Annotated in this window: 36 protein-coding genes; 33 read left to right on the forward strand and 3 right to left on the reverse strand. The window is 52.4% G+C overall.

Translation table 11 applies throughout. From position 1 onward, the window contains the following. The first annotated feature begins 194 nt into the window (after positions 1-194). Genes ACY2IG_RS06670 through ACY2IG_RS06745 form a run of 16 tightly spaced genes read left to right on the forward strand, consistent with a single transcriptional unit; the run spans position 195 to position 6847 of the window. On the forward strand, positions 195-494 hold the full coding sequence (locus ACY2IG_RS06670) for a hypothetical protein (RefSeq protein WP_290756962.1): 300 nt from the start codon (positions 195-197) through the stop codon (positions 492-494). Next, positions 491-673: a hypothetical protein gene (locus ACY2IG_RS06675; RefSeq protein ID WP_462618525.1), complete on the forward strand. Its 183-nt coding sequence runs from the start codon at positions 491-493 to the stop codon at positions 671-673. Before ACY2IG_RS06670 ends, ACY2IG_RS06675 begins: the two co-directional genes overlap by 4 nt. Before the next feature lie 13 nt (positions 674-686). Beyond that, entirely contained in the window at positions 687-920 is a 234-nt protein-coding gene (locus ACY2IG_RS06680) for a hypothetical protein (protein ID WP_462618526.1), read from the forward strand. Further along, positions 917-1222: a hypothetical protein gene (locus ACY2IG_RS06685; protein ID WP_462618527.1), complete on the forward strand. Its 306-nt coding sequence runs from the start codon at positions 917-919 to the stop codon at positions 1220-1222. Before ACY2IG_RS06680 ends, ACY2IG_RS06685 begins: the two co-directional genes overlap by 4 nt. Continuing rightward, the gene (locus ACY2IG_RS06690; RefSeq protein WP_462618528.1) at positions 1200-1877 is read left to right on the forward strand and encodes an ERF family protein; all 678 of its coding nucleotides are present in this window, start codon (positions 1200-1202) and stop codon (positions 1875-1877) included. The genes ACY2IG_RS06685 and ACY2IG_RS06690 overlap by 23 nt, the downstream gene beginning before the upstream one ends. Beyond that, positions 1874-2317, forward strand: coding sequence for a single-stranded DNA-binding protein (locus tag ACY2IG_RS06695; RefSeq protein WP_462618529.1), 444 nt, complete (start codon positions 1874-1876; stop codon positions 2315-2317). The genes ACY2IG_RS06690 and ACY2IG_RS06695 overlap by 4 nt, the downstream gene beginning before the upstream one ends. Positions 2318-2323: 6 nt before the next feature. Then, positions 2324-3172 (forward strand): phage replisome organizer N-terminal domain-containing protein, encoded by an 849-nt coding sequence (locus ACY2IG_RS06700; RefSeq protein WP_462618530.1) that lies wholly within the window; start codon positions 2324-2326, stop codon positions 3170-3172. Between the two features lie 11 nt (positions 3173-3183). Then, positions 3184-3999 carry an ATP-binding protein gene (locus ACY2IG_RS06705; RefSeq protein WP_462618531.1) on the forward strand — a complete coding sequence of 272 codons (816 nt, stop codon included), beginning with the start codon at positions 3184-3186 and terminating at the stop codon, positions 3997-3999. 12 nt (positions 4000-4011) lie between these two features. After that, the gene (locus ACY2IG_RS06710) at positions 4012-4392 is read left to right on the forward strand and encodes a YopX family protein (RefSeq protein WP_462618532.1); all 381 of its coding nucleotides are present in this window, start codon (positions 4012-4014) and stop codon (positions 4390-4392) included. Next, positions 4389-5069 carry a hypothetical protein gene (locus ACY2IG_RS06715; RefSeq protein ID WP_462618533.1) on the forward strand — a complete coding sequence of 227 codons (681 nt, stop codon included), beginning with the start codon at positions 4389-4391 and terminating at the stop codon, positions 5067-5069. The genes ACY2IG_RS06710 and ACY2IG_RS06715 overlap by 4 nt, the downstream gene beginning before the upstream one ends. Further along, positions 5066-5389, forward strand: a complete 324-nt coding sequence (locus ACY2IG_RS06720; RefSeq protein WP_462618534.1) for a hypothetical protein — start codon at positions 5066-5068, stop codon at positions 5387-5389. Before ACY2IG_RS06715 ends, ACY2IG_RS06720 begins: the two co-directional genes overlap by 4 nt. Continuing rightward, the gene (locus ACY2IG_RS06725; protein WP_313533012.1) at positions 5356-5556 is read left to right on the forward strand and encodes a hypothetical protein; all 201 of its coding nucleotides are present in this window, start codon (positions 5356-5358) and stop codon (positions 5554-5556) included. The genes ACY2IG_RS06720 and ACY2IG_RS06725 overlap by 34 nt, the downstream gene beginning before the upstream one ends. A gap of 5 nt (positions 5557-5561) precedes the next feature. Further along, the gene (locus tag ACY2IG_RS06730) at positions 5562-5867 is read left to right on the forward strand and encodes a hypothetical protein (protein WP_462618535.1); all 306 of its coding nucleotides are present in this window, start codon (positions 5562-5564) and stop codon (positions 5865-5867) included. Beyond that, positions 5843-6049, forward strand: a complete 207-nt coding sequence (locus ACY2IG_RS06735) for a hypothetical protein (RefSeq protein WP_462618536.1) — start codon at positions 5843-5845, stop codon at positions 6047-6049. Before ACY2IG_RS06730 ends, ACY2IG_RS06735 begins: the two co-directional genes overlap by 25 nt. Then, positions 6004-6516: a Holliday junction resolvase RecU gene (locus tag ACY2IG_RS06740; RefSeq protein ID WP_462618537.1), complete on the forward strand. Its 513-nt coding sequence runs from the start codon at positions 6004-6006 to the stop codon at positions 6514-6516. The genes ACY2IG_RS06735 and ACY2IG_RS06740 overlap by 46 nt, the downstream gene beginning before the upstream one ends. Positions 6517-6529: 13 nt before the next feature. Further along, a complete protein-coding gene (locus ACY2IG_RS06745) occupies positions 6530-6847 on the forward strand; it encodes a hypothetical protein (protein ID WP_462618538.1) in 318 nt (105 codons plus the stop codon). Positions 6848-6965: 118 nt separating this feature from the next. Here the strand turns inward: ACY2IG_RS06745 and ACY2IG_RS06750 are convergent, their stop codons facing one another. Beyond that, on the reverse strand, positions 6966-7256 hold the full coding sequence (locus ACY2IG_RS06750) for a hypothetical protein (RefSeq protein WP_462618539.1): 291 nt from the start codon (positions 7254-7256) through the stop codon (positions 6966-6968). A 21-nt stretch (positions 7257-7277) separates the two neighbouring features. Between ACY2IG_RS06750 and ACY2IG_RS06755 the strand changes: the two genes are divergently transcribed. Genes ACY2IG_RS06755 through ACY2IG_RS06800 form a run of 10 tightly spaced genes read left to right on the forward strand, consistent with a single transcriptional unit; the run spans position 7278 to position 10746 of the window. Then, positions 7278-7814: a dUTP diphosphatase gene (locus tag ACY2IG_RS06755; RefSeq protein ID WP_462618540.1), complete on the forward strand. Its 537-nt coding sequence runs from the start codon at positions 7278-7280 to the stop codon at positions 7812-7814. Next, positions 7814-8257, forward strand: coding sequence for a hypothetical protein (locus ACY2IG_RS06760; RefSeq protein WP_290756213.1), 444 nt, complete (start codon positions 7814-7816; stop codon positions 8255-8257). The genes ACY2IG_RS06755 and ACY2IG_RS06760 overlap by 1 nt, the downstream gene beginning before the upstream one ends. 57 nt (positions 8258-8314) lie before the next feature. Continuing rightward, positions 8315-8488, forward strand: coding sequence for a hypothetical protein (locus ACY2IG_RS06765; protein ID WP_462618541.1), 174 nt, complete (start codon positions 8315-8317; stop codon positions 8486-8488). Between the two features lie 54 nt (positions 8489-8542). Further along, positions 8543-8833, forward strand: coding sequence for a hypothetical protein (locus tag ACY2IG_RS06770; RefSeq protein WP_462618542.1), 291 nt, complete (start codon positions 8543-8545; stop codon positions 8831-8833). Positions 8834-8842: 9 nt separating this feature from the next. Next, positions 8843-9205 (forward strand): hypothetical protein, encoded by a 363-nt coding sequence (locus ACY2IG_RS06775; RefSeq protein WP_462618543.1) that lies wholly within the window; start codon positions 8843-8845, stop codon positions 9203-9205. After that, positions 9202-9609 (forward strand): hypothetical protein, encoded by a 408-nt coding sequence (locus ACY2IG_RS06780; protein ID WP_462618544.1) that lies wholly within the window; start codon positions 9202-9204, stop codon positions 9607-9609. The genes ACY2IG_RS06775 and ACY2IG_RS06780 overlap by 4 nt, the downstream gene beginning before the upstream one ends. Before the next feature lie 14 nt (positions 9610-9623). Then, positions 9624-9923: a hypothetical protein gene (locus tag ACY2IG_RS06785; RefSeq protein WP_462618545.1), complete on the forward strand. Its 300-nt coding sequence runs from the start codon at positions 9624-9626 to the stop codon at positions 9921-9923. Then, a complete protein-coding gene (locus tag ACY2IG_RS06790; protein ID WP_462618546.1) occupies positions 9923-10153 on the forward strand; it encodes a hypothetical protein in 231 nt (76 codons plus the stop codon). Before ACY2IG_RS06785 ends, ACY2IG_RS06790 begins: the two co-directional genes overlap by 1 nt. Positions 10154-10159: 6 nt before the next feature. Beyond that, entirely contained in the window at positions 10160-10498 is a 339-nt protein-coding gene (locus tag ACY2IG_RS06795; RefSeq protein WP_462618547.1) for a hypothetical protein, read from the forward strand. Next, positions 10495-10746 carry a hypothetical protein gene (locus ACY2IG_RS06800; RefSeq protein ID WP_462618548.1) on the forward strand — a complete coding sequence of 84 codons (252 nt, stop codon included), beginning with the start codon at positions 10495-10497 and terminating at the stop codon, positions 10744-10746. The genes ACY2IG_RS06795 and ACY2IG_RS06800 overlap by 4 nt, the downstream gene beginning before the upstream one ends. A 98-nt stretch (positions 10747-10844) precedes the next feature. Here the strand turns inward: ACY2IG_RS06800 and ACY2IG_RS06805 are convergent, their stop codons facing one another. Beyond that, on the reverse strand, positions 10845-11303 hold the full coding sequence (locus ACY2IG_RS06805) for a hypothetical protein (protein WP_462618549.1): 459 nt from the start codon (positions 11301-11303) through the stop codon (positions 10845-10847). A 106-nt stretch (positions 11304-11409) separates the two neighbouring features. On the opposite strand from ACY2IG_RS06805, the gene ACY2IG_RS06810 reads away from it, so the two are divergent. The 6 genes from ACY2IG_RS06810 (at position 11410) to ACY2IG_RS06835 (ending at position 16110) form a co-directional block, all read left to right on the forward strand. Further along, the gene (locus ACY2IG_RS06810) at positions 11410-11760 is read left to right on the forward strand and encodes a SprT-like domain-containing protein (RefSeq protein WP_462618550.1); all 351 of its coding nucleotides are present in this window, start codon (positions 11410-11412) and stop codon (positions 11758-11760) included. A 26-nt stretch (positions 11761-11786) separates the two neighbouring features. Further along, on the forward strand, positions 11787-11978 hold the full coding sequence (locus ACY2IG_RS06815) for a hypothetical protein (RefSeq protein WP_462618551.1): 192 nt from the start codon (positions 11787-11789) through the stop codon (positions 11976-11978). Between the two features lie 78 nt (positions 11979-12056). Beyond that, on the forward strand, positions 12057-12485 hold the full coding sequence (locus ACY2IG_RS06820) for a terminase small subunit (protein WP_462618552.1): 429 nt from the start codon (positions 12057-12059) through the stop codon (positions 12483-12485). Continuing rightward, positions 12478-13740: a PBSX family phage terminase large subunit gene (locus ACY2IG_RS06825; RefSeq protein ID WP_462618553.1), complete on the forward strand. Its 1263-nt coding sequence runs from the start codon at positions 12478-12480 to the stop codon at positions 13738-13740. Before ACY2IG_RS06820 ends, ACY2IG_RS06825 begins: the two co-directional genes overlap by 8 nt. Before the next feature lie 134 nt (positions 13741-13874). Further along, complete coding sequence (locus tag ACY2IG_RS06830; protein WP_462618717.1) at positions 13875-15242, forward strand: phage portal protein; 1368 nt, start codon at positions 13875-13877, stop codon at positions 15240-15242. Next, positions 15235-16110, forward strand: coding sequence for a phage minor head protein (locus ACY2IG_RS06835; RefSeq protein WP_462618554.1), 876 nt, complete (start codon positions 15235-15237; stop codon positions 16108-16110). The genes ACY2IG_RS06830 and ACY2IG_RS06835 overlap by 8 nt, the downstream gene beginning before the upstream one ends. Here the strand turns inward: ACY2IG_RS06835 and ACY2IG_RS06840 are convergent. Continuing rightward, the gene (locus tag ACY2IG_RS06840; protein WP_462618555.1) at positions 16107-16406 is read right to left on the reverse strand and encodes a hypothetical protein; all 300 of its coding nucleotides are present in this window, start codon (positions 16404-16406) and stop codon (positions 16107-16109) included. The two genes, ACY2IG_RS06835 and ACY2IG_RS06840, sit on opposite strands and share 4 nt — an antisense overlap. On the opposite strand from ACY2IG_RS06840, the gene ACY2IG_RS06845 reads away from it, so the two are divergent. After that, positions 16397-17278: an XkdF-like putative serine protease domain-containing protein gene (locus ACY2IG_RS06845; RefSeq protein WP_462618556.1), complete on the forward strand. Its 882-nt coding sequence runs from the start codon at positions 16397-16399 to the stop codon at positions 17276-17278. The genes ACY2IG_RS06840 and ACY2IG_RS06845 overlap by 10 nt on opposite strands. Positions 17279-17283 lie beyond the last annotated feature (5 nt).

The following is a 17283-nucleotide window of genomic DNA, read 5'->3' on the forward strand; positions in this document are numbered from 1 at the left end:
TACTCTCTACGTGGAGCGTAAACAGCCATGGTTCTCCTAATTGGCATCGGTATCTTCATCATCGTCCTCTTGCTCAACTGGAGCGAGGTCAAACGGATTTACGGCAAATAAAAAAGCACGACACACAAGGCGTCATGCTCTCTGATTACTCGACATCTTCATTGTAGCATGCACCCTCACAAGGAGGAAACGATATGGTCACGACACACAAGATCAACCGCCAGCTTCCCGCGATCGTCCAGACGACGCCCGAGATCATGGCACTCGTCGCGAAGGGTCCGGTCAAGATCGACGCGATCCACGCGGCACTCGAACAATCGTACAAGCACATGGCAGACGCTTCACACCTGCTTCATAAGGATCACCCGGTGCACGCCTTCCTGAAGAAGATCCACGAAGAGCTGTACACGATCGAGAACGCCCTCGACGAGCAGAACAACCTGTTCCTCGGTGCAGAGGAATCCATCGACGCGAAGGTGGTGGCGGCGTTATGACACTCCAAACCCTCGCAGAACGGGCGTCGGAAGTCGCAGAAGCGCAACCTCGGCTTATCGACCTTGTTCAACTTTTGATGGAAGCACACAGAGAGCTCAACTTGACGGACGATCAGCACGCCGAGTTACTAGAACTCACCAATGAAGCGATGGAGATTCTCCGGGATCTCGGACGCTAAGGAGGAAACGACGATGGAAGATACTTCAACCGAAGTCAGTGTCTACTGTTGTGACAACTGCGGTTACGAAACGGAAGACATCAACGAAATCCCTCATGTCAAAGAAGCGGACGCGTTCTTGTGTGACCGTTGCGAAGAATCTCGCTACTGGGAAGTGCAACATGATGAAGCAGACGAGAAACAACGTTTGGAATGGGAGAAAGAAACCCGCCAGCAGCTCTTTGATTACCGGAGGGCGGTCCTATGAACGAAACCAAAGAAGAAATGATGCTTCGCCTGCAAGAAGGGGCGTACGAAGTCCTGACCAACACGCGGGAGAAAGCATTCGGCATCGACTGGATCGCCAAGAACAATCACTCACGCATCAAACAGTGTCAGGAAGAAATCGAACGATGTGAGATCCGAATCATGAACGATCTCGCCATGATCGAATTGCATAAACGTGAAATCCAGCAACGTGAATCCGTCGCCATCCTGCTTGATACCATCTTGCAGGACGTCCACGAAGAAATGGAGGTCGAAGCAGATGAGTATCGTGAATCGCTCTGAAAGCATCAATGAAATTGCAAAAGCGCTCGCTGACTTCCAAGCGAACGTCAAACAACCGGAAAAGACAGGGACGAACCCACATTTGAAATCAAAGTACGCAAAGCTCGAAAAGATTGCAGAAGCCATCCACGTCGAGGGTCCAAAACACGGACTTAGCTACACGCAGATTCCAGTCGTCGAACCAGGCAAGGCAGGCGTCGCGACGATGTTGCTTCACTCTAGCGGACAGTACATGGAGTTCCCGCCACTTTTACTTCCAACCGGAAAAGAAACAGCACAATCCATCGGATCTGCCATCACCTACTCGAAGCGGTATTCCTTAACAGCCGCCTTCGGCGTCACAAACGAAGACGACGACGATGGGCATGCTGCGACAGAGGAACAGAAGTCGTACCAAAAAGAACGCGCTGAAGCACCGCCAAAAGTCGATCGCGGTCAACTACTCGGGTCCATCAACAATCTCATCATGGATCTCGCAGACCTGAACGGCGCGGATGTCAAAGACGTCCATGCGAAGTTCCTTGAATACTTCAAGACACAAACGTTCGAGACACTCGACGACACGATGCTACAAACCGTTTACGCGACAGTCAAAGCCAACATCACAAAGATTCGCCGCCAACAAGGCGCGGCACCTAAGGAGGCAACATCATGATTAACCGAGTTGTATTAGTAGGACGCCTTACACGAGATCCAGAGATGAAATACACCCAGTCAGGCATCGCCGTCACACGCTTCACCCTCGCTTGCGACCGTCCATTTACTGGGCAGGATGGCAAACGAGAAGCAGATTTCATTGACTGCACAGTATGGCGCAAACAAGCTGAGAACGTCGCCCAGTACCTGAAGAAAGGTTCCCTCGCTGGTGTCGAAGGTCGCTTGCAAATCAGCAGCTACGAGGACAAGGAAGGGCAACGTCGATACTGCGCAGAGGTCGTCGCAGACAGCGTCCGGTTCCTCGAATCGAAGAAGGACAGCGCATCAGCACCACAGGCGACTCCACCGAAACAGGAAGCGCCAGCAGGGTTCGGAGCTGATCCGTTCGCAAGTGGAGGCAACAGCATCGACATCGACGAATCCGATCTTCCTTGGTGACCTGACATGAATGAAATCAAATGGATCAAGCTCTCGGTCGACATGTTCGATGACGAGAAAATCAAGTTATTGGAGAAAATGCCCGATGGCGATACCTTAATCGTCATCTGGTGCAAGCTCCTCACGATGGCAGGCAAGGGCAATCACAAGGGTTACATCATGCTAACGGAAAGCTTCCCGTACACGGAAGACATGCTGATCACCCTCATCGATCGTCCTGCCGCTACCGTGCGGATGGCAATGGAACTGTTCCAACGATTCGGCATGGTCGAGTTCGACGAGACATCGAGTGCGTTCTTGCTTCCGAACTGGACGAAATACCAGAACATCGAAGGCATGGAAAAACAACGCGAATTGACGCGAAAACGGGTTGCGCGCCATCGACAAAAGCAACTCGAAGAACCGAAACCCATTGATACGCCTGAATTTCCAGACGGTAACGTTTCAAGTAACGCTGATGTAACGTTACGTAACGGTGCTAGAGAGAAGAAAGAAGAAAGTAGAAAGAAGAAAGAAGATATAAAAGATAAACCCCATGGTCAACAAGTTGACCTCTCCTTGTTCGAATCGATCTGGAAACTTTATCCGAAGAAGGTCGACAAGAAGAAAGCCATCGCCGCTTACACCCGTGCCATCAAGAAAGGGACATCCCACGACACCATCGCCACAGGTCTTCAACACTATCTGCGTTACCTCGACCACAACAAGCACTGGCTCAAGCCGCAAGACGGCGGACGGTGGTTCGAGAAGGAACGCTGGACGGATGAACATGACCTCTCACAACCGACACGCACCTCAGCGACACCAGACCACAGCCAGTACGATCCATCATTCGGGAAAGAACTTCCCTTCTAGGAGGCGAGACCATGCAATCCATCACACGACTGACCGGCGCCGACCTGACGCAAGAAATCCTCGACCGTCGGACGTGCCAAGGATGCGGACACGAGATTGAAGTCGTCCGCCAGCAATACGCGTTCGGTCCGAAGACCGGCGAATACTTCGAAGCCGTCAAGGGCTGCAAGTGCGAGGACCTCGCCATCGCCCGTCAAGCAATTGAGAACGAACGCCTGATGCAACGCCGTAAGATCGAGGACGCGTTCAGCTCCGGCTCGACGATCAACGAGAAACTGCTTCATGCGAGCTTCAAAGGCTATCACCCGACGTCACCCGAGCTGACGGAAGCGAAACGCGCCTTCGAACACTTCACACAAACGCTCACAGGCACGCTCCTCGTCTCTGGAAGCTACGGGACGGGCAAGAGTCACCTCAGCATGGCGGCGGTCAATGCGGTCAAGGCAGAGGGCGAGAGCGCGGTCTTCATCTCGCTTCCCCGTCTCCTGACGAAGATCAAGGGCACGTTCGGCAACGAAGGCTCACAGGACGACATCATCACGAGTCTAGCAGACGTCACGCTCCTGGTCCTCGACGACATCGGAGCGGAGCAAGTTAAGTACACGGACAGCAGCAAGACGACGATCGACACGGACACGTTCAGCAACGACGTCCTGTTCCAAATCCTCGACGCTCGGCTCGGCAAGGCGACGATCTACACGACGAATTTACGCGGCAAGGAACTCCAAGCACGGATCGGACAGCGAAACTTTTCCCGGATCATTGATGACGCGAAAATCGTGAAGATGTACGGAAACGACTACCGGCTGTCACAACTGAACTTTTAAGGAGGAGAGAGTATGCGAGAGATTAAGTTTCGCAAATGGTGTTTGGGAGAGATGGATTATTCGCCTGGTATATGGGCTGACGGCGAAGGACAAGTGCTCGTGAATCACTATTTCGGAATTGAAGACGAAGGTCGTTGGATGCAGTACACCGGTCTTAAAGATAAAAACGGTGTCGAAATTTACGAAGGCGATTTACTAAAACAAAAATATTCGAAGGAAAAAATATATGAGGTTGTCTGGAGAAAAAGTGGGTTTGAATTGAAATATGATTTTATACAAAAATTCGAAGGCGAGTCATGGGTAGAAAGTTTGTTGTTGCAAATCCGCAGCGATAGTTATGAAGTCATCGGCAACATCTACGAAAGCCCTGATCTACTGGAGGTGCGCTCATGACACCCGAGCTGATCCTGAAACGCTACGAACGCGGAATGACCGCTGAACAAATTGCGACACTTGACAATTTATCGTTGGCACACGTGGAGGAAGTCATTTCCTCCAGCGGTGTCCAGCCGACTGATCGCACAAAGCCGCAGAAGGGCACGTCGCGACGTAAAGGACGGCAACCAAGCGTACCAGATGAAAAGGTTGTCGCATGGTTCAAAGAAGGTTTAACGATCGGACAAATCAAATCGAAGGCAAATACATCGTACTCAGGTATCAAGAACCGTTTGATTCGTTTGAAGCTGATCGACGCTAATGGGAATCCGATCGAAGCAAGCGGAGCGGATCTAGCCAAACAAGAAGTCGCTGTCACCACGGAAGCAGAAGGATTCGAATCGAACTATACTATCGCAGCACTCGTCAAGGAGGAACCAGAGATGACAGAAGCCATCGCAGAAGTGAAGAAGGACGCACAGGACACCGTACCAGCGCCGGTCGAGACGACAGAAGGCGTCAGTACATGGGAGTTGCTCGAAGAAGCCCAGCGCAAGGAGAACGCGAAATGGATCCACTTCATTGCGAGTCAGATGCAGAACGCGGTCATCACGAGCACGCTCGACGTCGAGGATCGCAACGGACAACTGGTGAAGGTTGAGAAGGTGACGTTCACACGGGTGCAGACGCTATGAACCCGGACGCTCGCGAGATCAAACGCAGACGACGCACCGCGCTCACGCTCTACACGGATGGTCGTTCACTCTCTTATATCGGTAAGGCACTCGGCATGACCGTCTCGGAAGTATACGGCTTGCTCGAACAAGAGGGCGTCGTCGAGATCCAGATTGAGGGCACCGGCATCAAGGACCCACTCCTGGAGGCACCGACGATGCCAAAAAAGCAGAAGACGTACGAGGAGCTGCTCGTCGAGAACTTGCGGCTGCAAAGCGAGAACAAGCGGCTACATCTTCGCCTCGAATGCGGCGCAAACCGAAACCTAGCTCCAAGCTGACGCCGCCGATCGGGGAACGGACCTTCCGACGGGCGACAGGCGAAACCCGACGTGACGCCATCCTCAAGGACTTCACTGGACGCGGCTGGAAACTCATCGCGATATATGATCAGGAATTGCCGAAGACGACGCTTTACTCGCTCATATTCGAATACACAGGGGGCTGACATAGATGACGAAGGTGAAACAAACGAAGGTCAAGCAGTTCAAGCAGTTGACGGATTACCTGAACGCCTACGGCGGACGGATCGTGCTCATCCGGGGCGACCTGCAACTGTCACTCAGCGGCAAGTACGACGTCTACAACATCAAGAAGGGCACGCACCGGGAACTCAGCTACCGCGACGCGCTCAACTACTACCGCATGACGGGCTGGACACCGTTCGCGACGACCTTAGAGGCACGGGTGACACAGACACGACGCTACGCCGGGGAGGAGCAGGAGGTGCGCGTATGGCGCGGACTGCACCGGGTGTGAAGCGGACGCATCTCTTGCGGGGCGTGACGCTGTACAAACTGGAGAAACACGGGGATGGCTGCACGGAACGCGCTTGGCAGTATGGCAACTTCTATGCACACGAATACGACGCATTACGAAAGGATGGCTGGCAGGAATGGGGAAAACCGCGCAACAAGCAGGCAAACAGTTCGAGACGATGATCAATCAGGCGAACCAGGTCTACAAGCTACAAGGCAAGGCGCTCATCTTCAAGAGCGAGCCGGGCGTCAAGACGATCCGTGGCAACGCAGGCAAGATCGTCAAGACCATCTACGCCGAGGCGAACGGACTCGACTACTTCGGGACGCTACAGGGCGGACGGGGCGTGTTCTTCGAAGCCAAGCAGACGAAGGGCAAGAGCTTTCCGCTGAAGAACATCAAGTCACATCAGGCGGAGACGATCCGCACGCTCGACAAGTTCCATACGACCACCTTCCTGCTCGTCCGGTTCAGCGACGTAGGCAAGATGTATCTCCTCCCGCCAGACGCGTTCCTGAAGGCGTGGGACGGCTGGACGAAATACAGCAACCGGGCGAGCATTCCGCTCGCGACGTTCGAGGCATGCGGGACGGAGATTGCGGCGACGAACGGGTGCGCGGTGGACTGGATGGAAGCGATTCAAAAGTAAATTTTATAGGGAGATGAAAACAATGGAAAATTATTTTTATGTTGAGTTTAGCGATAACGAGTATTACGCATTGGTAGCAGTCACAAGAGAAGACAACGACTTATATTTCCGCCCACACGTCGCCGCCACAAAATTATACGTAAGTGTAGTAGGCGGTGAAAGTGTCGAAGAAGTAATCGAAGAAGCATATCCACATATTCGAACTAAAGAGTATGCTTTCGAAAAATTCATTCGTGCTAATGGTCATGATGATCTCACGATTGTCGATGCTATAAAACAGTTTGATGAAACAAAGCACGGTGTTCTTTTGATAGATGGGTCATTAGTTTAACCGATAAAAGTTTGATTTTAGCCCCATCGCCCCGTCACTTAGCTAGACGACTAGAAAGGAGAAGGCAATGCCTAGCCCGTCACGACGCCCAACGGAACAAGAATTTCGACACCTGATGCTAGACGTCGGCTTGACACGCAAGGAACTCGCCGTTCATTACGGCGTCACCAAGACGACGATCGACACGTGGGTCCATTTCTTCGAGATTGTGCATTACGGGCGGTGGAAACTCCGCCCCTCTGACGAGGAACTGGAAGCCCTCTACGACCGGTTCAACAGCGAGCCGGACAGACGCGACCGCATGCAACGCAAACGACGCCTCGCCCAGGAATGGGGCGTCAGCGAGCATACGGTGAGCGATTGGTTCAAACGGGTCGAGACGATCCGCTTCAAGCAACACATATCCCACACATAGAAGGAGCTACCACATATGACACACGAACCGCAACCGCTCATCATCAGCCAGTCGACGCTCGAGGCGATCTGCGAGAAGCAGGTCTTGCTCGACCACAGCATCTGCGAATCCCGCGGCATCACGCCGGATGAGTTCGCTTACGACCTGCACAGCAAGCGCTACGTCGCCCTGCTCGTTGAAGCCGGCGAGATGATCAACGAGACGAAGACGTTCAAGTACTGGAGCAATAAGCGCATGGACCCGACGAAGCTGCTCGAAGAAGCGATCGACTGGCTCCACTTCTACTGCTCGCTGCTGATGACGGATTACCCGAAGAAGACGCCGCGTGCGATCGAGTATGACCGTGCCCAGTTCGACCGCCAGACGTTCGTCTTGCAGAACGAGACGTTCGACTATCTCTACATCAACCTTTTGCAGGCAAGCGACACGTCGAAGATGCTCGCCGCGTGGTCATTGATCCTCGAGCAACTCGGCTACACGGAAGAGGACATCCTGAACATGTACGAGCAGAAAAATTCCACCAATTACGTTCGAATCGCGGAGGGATACTGATGCAGGAGCGCCTGTTCGAGACACGCCTGACGAAGGCACAGCGGAAGGTCGCCGCCAAGTACCTGAAGGAATACTTCACGCTCCCGAGCCGCATCGAGAGCAAACGGGCGATGGCAGAGATGTCCGCAACGAAGCTGACGCCGGGGTACAACCCGAGCGAGGTCCAGACTCACCAGGCACCTAGCAGCAAGGTCGAACGCTACACGCTGGCGATGGACGAGGTGAGCCTGCTTGAGCAACGCTACGTCATCCTGAGCCGGATCCACGACACGCTGATCGACGACCAGCAACGCGAGCTGTGGGAACTGCTGTACGACCCGCGGTACTACCGCAAGGACGAGTTGGTCATGTCGATGATGCAGATCTACAGCACGAACACGTACTACGGCATCAAGCACAAGCTCCTCGGGATCGTGCACGACCATTTCGGGGACGGCTACTGAGGGGCATGCGCCTCTCGGTGGTTCGGGGTAAAAAGTAAATTTTAAGGAGTGGAAGTCATGAATAAAAAAGAATTTACTGACCTTTTGGAATATTTGGAAGCCAGTTACTATAAAAAACAACTTTCTGAACGGTTTAAGCTATCGCAACAATTTGATGATGCTAATTTAGAGTGGAAAAAAGCTAGAAACAAACTGTTCCAATTCTTTGATAGTGTCTCTGAGGAACGATAAAACCTTGATTTCGATGGACTACGCGGGGAGGCAACTCCCCACTGGAGGGATACGATGCAGGACGGGATCTACGCCGCGACCTATACGAACGACCAAGGACGGCATTTCGGACAGCTCGACGTCGAGGGGGAGGCGCTTCACTTCACGTCGTGGGTCAAGCACTACAAGCACAGCGAATACCCGCAACGTGGGCGCGTCATCAGCCACTCACGCGTCTGGGTGATGCAAGGGGATGTCGAGGTACACGGCAAGTGGGACGACGCACAGGAGGCGCGTTTTGCGGCAATCAAGCGCAACCTCGAACGGGAGATCGCGCAAGGGGATTACCAGGAGAAGTTATTCTAGGAGGGCGCCATGAACACACGACAGCAACGTATGACCCTGACTCATGCCGAATGCAAAGAAGCAATCCAGATGCGTCAGAGTGGCGTACACGTCGAGCAAATCGCACAGACCCTACACGTCGGAAAAGCGACGGTCATCCGCTACATGAAGCACCACGGGCTATACGAGGCATGGCGGGAAGCAATCAGCGGGACTTCTAGTAAACCGAACACAGGGAACCGGGATGAGATTCCGTTCTTCTACCTCTATCACCTTCGCTACAACTGGGGATGGACGTACGAACGGATCGCGAAAGATTTCGGGTGCTCGATACGCAAGGTACAAAACGCCATGAAACGACATGGATTCATCGGAATGGAGGAAGCAGAATGACAGAATGGTTTGAAATTGTAATCGGGTTTATTTTAATTGCAATCACTGCTTGTATGGGTATCGGGATCGTTTGGATGATTGCCAGTGAAATAGCAGAATTAATTATGTCGGATAGACTGAATCCTTTCCATCACTTCAAAGAACGTTTCCGAGGTGTTACGACGAAGTACGAAACGTATCAAGTTATGAATGTCCGCTACAAAGAGGATCAAGACTATGACTACAACAATCTTATTTACATCATCGACGATAATGTCCGAGTGCCAGTAACGTGTCCGAAACAAGAAAAAGGTAAGATACGACAATTGCAACGCTTGAATCCGAAGATGGAGATCCACATCAAAGCTAAGGTGGATAAAGGGAAGTTGGAATTGATTAATGTCAAAGGTTATACAGTGAAATAAAGGGAGGGATCGGAATGAATATCATCTATTCCAATCGACTGGATAGCAGACGAGGCGACGAGGAACAATTGTCCGAACTCGTGATTGAAGGAAACAAGATTCACTTGATTCGAGTGAAATTGATAAACGGCTCATTGCGCAGTCGTCGCAAGCTAGAAGTGACGAAAACACAAGCCCTATGGCTGACGAAACGCTATTACATTGAGCAACTAATTGAGTATTCGGAAAGAGGCAAACTGAGATTACCGAAATACAAAATGAAACTCCAGGCACTGTACATGAGAGCGATGGACATAGAAAAGGTGGAGACATGATGAAAATCTATGAGTTTATCAGAAATCATAACGTCAAAACGGATTATGATCAGTTCACAGGCTTTGTAGTGAGCGCACCATCTGAGGAAGAAGCGAAAGACCTGGTTGCCTATAGAATGACGAGTTATTTTCAAGAACCAGAGATAACGGTGGAAGACTTTGAAGTATATGTCGTCGGTACGTCTGAAATCGAGAAGCGAATTGTCTTACAACAATATAATGCGGGGTGATTAAGAATGAATTTCAAAGAGTGGTTCTTAGAAACGTATGGTCGAGATTTTAAAGCAACCTTCCCAGCAAACGATGCGGAATATGAGTATGAGTATCTAGACTGGTGCAAGTATGACAATATCGAACCAGATTGGACGGGGCGATACAACAAAGAAGATACGTTAAGTGAACTATCGCAATTGCGACGCAACTTGAACTACATCTCTAACATGATCGACGACAATGAAGATGCAAGCGACATCGTGAAAGTATTCTATGAGCGTTTTTACGAAGGTGTCGACTATGCGGAGACGTGTTCCCATGCTATGAATCTAATAAATCAAACTAAGGAGGAAGCAGAATGAACTACAGAGAAATTTGTGTACAAGCGGATCTCGCTTTACGAGATTTAAACAGCCTACGCCCGAAGTACGAAGTCGTCTTCTACGTCGGTCGAAAGGAATGGCGTGAACTTTGCGACAATGCTGCTTCGATGGGAAATGAGTCAACGAAGAAGAAAGATGCACGATTCTATGGGTGCCAAGTCCACATGATGGACACCGAGAGTTACTTCGGGGCAGGATTAGAAATCGAAAGTGATTACTCTAAATAACTAGGACGTCCTTCGGGGCGTCTTTTTAGGTGAAGGAAAAATGAAGGATTTAGAGAGTAATGGCGCCGTTTTCTGCGATATGCTTGTACTGTGATAGTTTACATGTCCCTCCTTTCATGTAGGACGTCACACCAACAGGCGAGACCCGGATCATCCACTCCTTGCGTGATTCGACCATCGCCTCTTGCGAACAGCGCATGACGCAGCCACACACATAAGGAAGACGATCCAGTCGGGCGGAGTGGTCGTGCGTTGTTTGCAGGATAAGCCAGAGCAATGTATGTAGTCGTACTGTTGGCGCAGTTATATGGATTGCGTGAGTTTGTCCGAGCACCCTTTCCTGCCGTACTAAATGAGAAACCGTCTGCAGAGGTGCCAGGCGGTTTTTTCGTGTCCTGCAACCAGTGGGTACCGCCCGTTGCTTGGAGTACACGAAGGGAGAGAAGGCACTTGTCGAAACTGAAACTGCATGACCGCGTGAAGACGACGTATAAATCCTTGCCGAACCGTAGTGGTGTGATCAAGACGCTGTTCAGCGAGACAGCGATTATCTGCATTGAGGATTGCGATGGGCGTACGAAGAACGAGAGTCACATGTTGTACCGGTTGACGTTAGACAGGGGCGAACCGCCCGGAGTGAGGTAAATACAAGGAGGAAAGCCGTTGAATATTATCAATGACCCGATTCAACTATTACAACAAGTAATGGATAAACACTATCCAGACGTAAAAGTAGACATTTACTTTGGCGAAAGCGAAACAAACGGAATCGATAAGCTAGGGGTAACACTATTCCCTGATGACGGTAGTGAACCAATCATCGAGGTGAACCCTAACATTCCGTTAGCGCATATCGCTGAAATCATCGCTCATGAGTTGGCACATGTAATTTGCGGAGTCGAAGCAAACCACGGAGAAGAATGGGAGCGTGTATTTGAGAATATCTCACAACTATTCTTCAAAGGATATACAGATTTGATGGAGCAACATGCAGGAGAGGGAGACGACGTATGAGTAAAGTAGCGATTGTGAGATTCAACATGCGTTCGGGTAAGAAGCACGATGTTGACATTCCAGTATCAGACGATTTTAAGCTAGACGATCTCGTTGAAGGCATCGAACATAAAGCACCTGTCTTCCTTGAAGCGGGAGACTCGTTATCGATTCGTTGGTCGGAAGTAGAGTCGCTAGAAGATGTATCGAATCTATATGGAGAAACTAAGGCGCCCTAACCGGCGTCTTTTTTTGTGCCTTGCATCGAGCGGATGCTGTCGGTTGGATGCAGAGCATAAGAGAGAGGGGGTGAGGAAGTGGCAGAGTTAACACCGAAGCAACAACGATTCTGTGATGAGTATTTAATCGATTTGAACGCAACACAGGCAGCAATACGAGCTGGGTATAGCAAAAAAACAGCAAAGCAAATTGGAGAGCAGAACTTGTCAAAACTTGACCTTCGCTCCTATATAGACGAACGCATGTCCCAGAAGACCACCGCCCTCATCGCCTCGCAAGACGAAGTCCTAGAGTACCTCACGGGCGTCCTGCGCGGTGAAGAGAAGGGAACTGTCCTCGTCGGGCAGGGGCAGGGCTTCCAAATCGTGTCGAAAGAGACGCCGACGGTATCAGAACGGACGAAAGCCGCTGAACTGCTCGGGAAGCGATACCGCTTGTTCACGGACGTCACGGAGCTAGAGGTCAAGACACCGACGTTCGTCGAGGATGTGCCCGAGGATGATTGAGGGTCCAGTCGTCAGCATCAAAGACTTAATCGGAGGCGGGTACAACCGCTTCTGGCATGATAAATCGTTCTACCGCGTCGTCAAAGGCTCGCGGGGGTCGAAGAAATCCAAGACCGCTGCCATTAACTTCGTCGAACGGATCATGAAACACCCGTGGGCGAACCTGCTCGTCGTGCGCCGCTTCTCAAACACGCTGAAGCAATCAACGTACACCGACTTGAAGTGGGCGATCGCGCGGCTCGGTGTCAAACACCTGTGGAAGACGAACGAGTCCCTGCCGGAACTGACGTACAAGCCGACGGGGCAGAAGATATTGTTCCGTGGACTGGACGACCCGCTCAAGATCACGTCGATCACCGTTGAGCACGGCATGCTCTGTTGGGCATGGTTCGAGGAAGCGTTCGAGATCGAGACGGAGCACAAGTTCTCGACGGTCGTCGAATCGATCCGGGGGAGTCATGAGGCGGACGACTTCTTCAAGCAGGTCACGATTACGTTCAACCCGTGGAGCGAGCGGCACTGGCTCAAGAAGGTGTTCTTCGATGAGGAGACACGCCGGAGCAACACGTTCGCTACCACGACGACGTTCCGCGTCAATGAATGGCTCGATGAGGTGGATAGAGCGCGGTACGAGGACTTGTACCACACGAACCCGCGTCGGGCGAAGATTGTCTGTGACGGGGAGTGGGGGATTGCCGACGGGTTGGTATTCGAGCGGTTCCGCGTCGAGGAGTTCAAACGACGGGACGACCTACCGAACTATGCCGGGCTCGACTTCGGGTTTGCGACCGACCCGACCGCGTTCATCGACATCCAGATTGATGAGGAGAACAAAAAGTTATACGTCTGTGACGAGCACTACCAGACGGGCATGCTCAACAGCGAGATTGCATCGATGCTCAAGTACAAGCAGGTCCACAAGCGCCATATCGTCGCGGACAGCGCGGAGCCGAAGACGATTGAGGAATTACGTCGCTCTGGCATCACCCGCGTCACAGGGGCACGCAAGGGCAAGGATAGCGTCATGCACGGGATCACTCGCTTGCAGGAGTACGAGATCGTCATCCATCCCCGCTGTACGAACTTCATCATCGAGATCAATAACTATGTGTGGGACAAGGACCGCTTGAGTGGCGAGTCCATCAACAAACCGATTGACGATTACAACCACTTGATGGATGCGCTTAGGTATGCCGTCGAGTATCTCCACGTTAAGCCGAAGAAGCGGCGTGAGGGAAGAAAATTGAGTTTCTAGGAGGTGGATAGATGAAAGCACATTTGATCAAGAGCGCGGATAGCGTGACGCTGCCCGTCGTCAAGTCACTCCTCACGGAGCCAGAGAACGGGGCGTGGGTGAGCGCGCCGTATGACCGGAAGTCGCTCCGCCTGATGGTGGAACAATCGACCATCCTACGGCAAGCGATCGATGCCTATGCCCACAACATCGCCGGGTACGGCTTCTTGCCGGAATACGTCGAAGAGACGTCGAACGATACCGCGAAGGAAGCGGAATGGAACAGGTTGCAGGAGACGCTCGACTGGATGGGGTTCGACGAACCGCTGACGAAGATCTTCAAGCAGCTCGTCAACGACCGCGAGACCATCGGAGAGGCGTTCATCGAAGTGTTGCGGGACAACAAGGGCGAAGTCATCGAACTGGTCCGCGTCAATCCCGACGACATGGAGGTCAGTAAGCCGGGTGCTCCCGTCGAGGTGACGATTGAGCGCATGGGTGTCAAGAAGACCGCGCAACGGGCGTTTCGACGTTTCCGACGCGGTCAGAAGCAATTCTTCAAGCAATTCAACGACCCGCGACCGATGGACCGCCTGACGGGTGATTACTTATCCGAAGGACAGCCGGGTACGGCGACGGAGATCGTGCACTGGAAGCTTGGAGACGCCGATTACGGTGTCCCGCGCTGGATTGGGCATGTTCCCTCTCTTGCCGGGGCACGCAAAGCGGAGGAGCTTAATTACCGCTACTTCACGCAAGGGCGTCACCTCCCTGCGGCAATCATCGTCTCGAACGGTCAACTATCGGAGGCGAGCGAACAGCAATTAAGCCAATATGCGAATGATGTCGGCAACGAGAACGCTCAGCACAAGATCCTTGTCATCGAACTGGATGGAATCGACGACGATCCGACGGGTGAAAGTAAGCAAGCACCAAAAGTTGAGCTCAAATCGATGACCGACATGCTCCAGAAGGACGCCTTGTTCCTCGAATACGACGACAAGGCACGCGACAAGCTGTTGTCCGTCTTCCGCTTGCCGCCGGTCTATGTCGGCTTATCCAGCGACTACAACCGTGCGACGGTCGAGGAAGCACGCCGCATCGCAGAGGAGCAGGTCTTCCAACCGGAACGCGTCGAGATCGAGATGTTGTTCAACCGCTTGTTGCTCCCGTCCTACGGCTTCAAGCATGTCAAGGTCGCACTCGGAGCACCAGAGCTCACGGACGGCGAATTGATCATCGCAACGCTCGACAAGGCAGGAGCATCGCTCTCTGTCAACGAGAAACGCGCGGTCATCGGTCCATTGCTCGGCAAGGAACTTGAACCGCTGAAAGACGAGAAGTACGACCTCCCTTCGGGGGATGCGGTCGCTTCACCGACACAGGAGCTCGCACAAGCGACGGGAGAAGCCTTAGCCAAGGCAGAGGGTGGTGTCATCAAGGACGTGCTCAAAGACGTCACTGATGCGCTAGACGACGTCCGCGACGTCATGGGTAGCTGGAAGGGTGAGGGCGATGTGTGACATCTCCTTCATCACGAAGGCGGACGACGATGAACTGCGCGGTCTGCTGAAGGACTTCCCGGAAGTCGAGTATCTCATCGAGCGAATCAATGGACTCGAAGCGGTCTTGGCTCGGCTCCTGCGGGAGCACCGCAAGGACTACATCACCGCGATCAACCTCTTCTACGAGGAAATCGGTCAGACGATGGGGTTCGCGTTCCAGATGGGACTGCCGGGCGTTCTCGCCTCAACGACGATGGCACCCGCTGTCTCACTCGCCTTGATGCCGCACCTGCAAGAGGTCGCCTCTCACATCGCCAGCACGACGATGGCACGCATCGACAAGGACGTCGTCTTCCAAGCGATTAGTCCGAGCCGTATCCGCTTCATGCAAGCCTACAGCGACGAGTTGGGGCGTGTCCTCGACCAGAACACGGCGAACAAGGTGACGCAAGTCATCGCCAGTACCCTTGAACAGCGCGGAAGCGTCCATGACGTCATTCAAGCGCTCAAGGATGAGCCGGACTTCGACCGCGCGCGGGCACGACGCATCGCCATCACGGAGACGCTCACTGCTGCCAGTGTCGGGGATGAGGAAGCCTACCGGCAATCACCCGCTGTCACAGGCGTCGAGTGGTTACACAGCGGAGGGCGCAAGAACAAGCCCCGTCCGTCGCACGTCGCATTGAGCGGTACACAGAAAGGGCTAAATGAGTTCTTTGATGTTGAAGGTGAGCTGGCGAGATATCCGCGAGACACCTCGTTGTCGGCAAAGCAACGGATCAACTGCCATTGCACGACGGTCCCTGTCGTAGATCCGAACATCTTAGGTCTGACGCCGGAAGAAAAGAACGCAATCCGACAGGGTACCATTGATCAATTTAATTAACGACGCGGTAATTGTTTCTTGCTTTTATCAAGTTTGAATTTTAGGTGATGGTGCTCCGGATAACAAATATACTCCGTGAGCTCCCCTTCTTGAGATGATGATGTTTCGTATAACACTTCGACCGTTTCGTCGCATTTTTCGCAATACCACTGCTCCATAAGCAGTCTTTTTGTTCCTATTTCTTTAGGCATTCTGGATTCCTCCTCTCCAATTTTCTGTCCTGAATTTAAGCAGTTGACGCAACAATTGCAAGCATTATTTTTACTTTTTTTGAAAGGACTGATAAATGTTGCCACGTGAAATCAAGAATCTCGTCGTTTCTCACGTCTCCATCGTCGACAAGGCTGCTAACAAGCGGTCTTTTTTGTTGACCAAGAGTGAGGACGGCTGGGGCGTCGAGAAGCAAGTCGACATCTTACTCAAGCAAGACGAATCCAAGCAAATCGCTTATGGCGTCGTGTATGAACCGCTCGTCAAGGATGCTCATGACGACTACATGACCGCTGACGAGATTGAATCGGCGGCTCATGCCTATCTGAGCGGGAAGCCGCAGGTAGACCTACAGCACGACTTCGAATCCGACGTCGGAAAGGTCGTGGAATCTTATATCGCACCTGCTGACTTTGAACTCGGTGGTCAACTCGTCACCAAAGGTACATGGGTCATGGCAATCAAGGTTGTCGATGACGTATGGACCGGCATCCAGAAGGGGGAGTTCACCGGATTCTCCCTTGCAGGCATGGGTGAGGTCATCGAGAAGGCGGAGGACGGCAAGTCGTTCCTCGCCAAGATCAAGGATTCCGTCACGGAAGTCCTCAAGGACATGGGGATTCTACCAGACGAACAGGGAGAGGAGGTGACAGACATGACACAGGAACAATTGCAGAAAGAACTCGACTCGTTCAAGAGCGAGGTGATGGATCTCCTCAAAGCGGCACTCCCTGTCGCAAAAGAAGAAGAACCAGCGCAAGCGGACGCACCAGAAGCCGCTGAACCGGAAGTCGATGCACCTGAGGCAGAACCAGAAGCCTCTGAACTGGAGAAAGCGCAGGCGAAGATCGCAGAACTCGAAAAACAGCTATCTGTCCGACCGCTCCCAGCTTCACACGAAGCCGTCGAGAAGGCAGAAGTCCCAGATAAAGCTTCATACGCAAGTCACTTTGGATAAGAGAG

The organism is Exiguobacterium sp. EF_C8, assembly GCF_054956715.1.